3 protein-coding genes are annotated in these 2100 nt (G+C 75.0%); 2 read left to right on the forward strand and 1 reads right to left on the reverse strand.

Features of this window, described 5'->3' with window-relative positions:
- Positions 1–235 precede the first annotated feature (235 nt).
- Positions 236–445: a hypothetical protein gene (locus tag BU198_RS18525; RefSeq protein ID WP_188297975.1), complete on the forward strand. Its 210-nt coding sequence runs from the start codon at positions 236–238 to the stop codon at positions 443–445.
- A 90-nt stretch (positions 446–535) separates the two neighbouring features.
- On the opposite strand, the gene BU198_RS18530 is transcribed toward BU198_RS18525, so the two are convergent.
- Positions 536–1732: an amidohydrolase gene (locus BU198_RS18530; RefSeq protein WP_188297976.1), complete on the reverse strand. Its 1197-nt coding sequence runs from the start codon at positions 1730–1732 to the stop codon at positions 536–538.
- A gap of 117 nt (positions 1733–1849) precedes the next feature.
- On the opposite strand from BU198_RS18530, the gene BU198_RS18535 reads away from it, so the two are divergent.
- The coding region (locus BU198_RS18535; protein ID WP_188297977.1) for a condensation domain-containing protein at positions 1850–2100 on the forward strand (251 nt) is incomplete at its 3' end.

Raw genomic sequence — 2100 nt, forward strand, 5'->3', positions numbered from 1 at the left:
CTGGACCCGGCCGACACCCCGGGGCGGCGGGAGCGGCTGCTCGCGGAGAACGCTCCGGTCTGCGTGCTGGGGGAGGGGGTGCCGGGGGCGCTCGACGGGCTGGAGACGGCGGGCGAGCTGCCCACCGACCCGCCCAGGGCGCTGACGCCACCCGCAGCACCTGCTCTGCGTCGGGTACGGCCCGGGCGGGCGCCCGACCGCCGTCCGGCTCACCCATGCCGAGGCGGACCGCCGGGTGCGCGAGCTCCAGGCGGACCACCCGCTCGGTCCGGGCGACCGGGTGCTGCACCTGGGCCTGCCGCTCTGGGAGTACCTGTGGCCGCTGCGGACGGGTGCCGCGGTGGTGCTCGCCGATCCGTGGCAGGAGGGCGAGGTCGGGGCGCTGGTGCGGGAGCTGGGCGTGACGGCGGTACGGGTCGCGCCCGGGGCGCTGCTCGGCGGGTGAGGGCCGGGTTTCAAGTGACAACTTTCAGCGAACAGATTTCATCATCTGTCTGCTGAAAGTTGTCGGCCGTCACCCGCCGGTCAGTGCCGGTCAGCGCGGCTCGGCCGCCGCCCGGCCCGCTGCTTGGCCCGCCGCCTCGCCCGCCGTCAGGTCCACCGCCGTCCAGGCCATCGCCACCGCGCCGTCCAGCACCGCCCGCTCCGCCTCCGCGCCCAGCGCCGCCTCGGCGAACGCCGCCTCGTGCGGAGCACAGGTGCCGCCCGTGATGTCCAGCACCGGATGGATCGACGGCACCGCGTGCGACACGTTCCCCATGTCCGTACAGGCGAAGGGTCCGCTCTCGACCGGCTCCGGCCGGCCGAGCGCCGCCGCGTTGGCCCGCCACAGGGCCAGCAGCCGGGGGTCGGAGCGCATGTCCAGGTAGTCAGGCTCGGGCCGGGTCAGTTCCACCTCGCACCCGGTGGCGAGTGCCCCGGCGCGGAAGCAGTCCTCGACCCGGGAGCGCAGTTCGGCGAGGTCCTCGGCCGCCGAGGCCCGGATCTCGTACTCGGCGCTCGCGCTGTCCGGTATCAGGTTCGGCGCCGTCCCGGCCGCCGTGGTGATGCCGTGCACCCGCCACTGCGGGGGGAGTTGCTGGCGCAGCAGCCCGATCGCGACCTGGGCGACGGTGAGCGCGTCGGCGGCGTTGCGTCCCCGGTGCGGGTCGAGGCTCGGGTGGGCGGCCCGCCCGGTGTAGCGGACGGACAGGGTGCCGAGGGCGAAGGAGCGGAAGTCGGCGACCTCGACCGGGCAGGGGTGGACCATCATCGCGGCGTCCACCCCGTCGAACGCCCCGGCCTCCAGCAGCAGGGCCTTGCCGGCCCCGCGCTCCTCGGCCGGCGCGCCGATCACCCGTACGGTGAGCCCGAGTTCGTCCGCGTACGGGGCGAGCCCGAGGGCCGCGCCGATCCCGGCGGCGGCGATCAGGTTGTGCCCGCAGGCATGGCCGAGCCCGGGCAGCGCGTCGTACTCGCAGACCAGGGCGACGGTGACCGGACCGCTGCCGAGGCGCGCGTCGAACGCGGTGGCCAGGCCGTGTGCGGGCGCGGTGACCGAGTAGCCGTGCCCGCGCAGCAGTTCGGTGCACCAGGCGGCCGCCAGGTGTTCCTCGAAGGCGGTCTCGGGGTGGGCGTGGATGCGCCGGCTGAGCGCGAGCAGTTCCGTCCGCAGGGCGAGGACGCGCGTGCGCACGGCCTCCTTGGCGGCGGTGGGTCCGGTGCCCTGCGGCAGCGGCTCGGTCGGGGACATGGGGCGCCTCCGGGGTGTCAGGGGCCCGGCCGTGCGAGGCCGTTGACCAGATCATATGAAGTTAGATTAGGCTAACCTAAGTAAGGCGTTCCGGATCCCCGAGGAGCTCTCCACCCCATGCCTGCCGTCGAAACCCAGATCGCCGACAGCCAGACCGACGACATCCCCCTGCTCGCCGCCCAGGCCGCCATCTGGTACGCCCAGGCGCTCGACCCGGCCAGCCCGGTCTACAACACCGGCGACGCCGTCGAGATCACCGGCCCGCTCGACGAGGACCGGTTCGAGCAGGCGCTGAGGCAGGCCGTGGCCGAGGCGGACGCGCTCAGCGCCGTCGTCGTCACCGGCCCGGACGGCACGCCCCGCCAACG

This window comes from Streptomyces sp. CBMA156 (assembly GCF_014596515.1).
In the GTDB taxonomy this organism is placed as follows: Bacteria; Actinomycetota; Actinomycetes; order Streptomycetales; family Streptomycetaceae; genus Kitasatospora.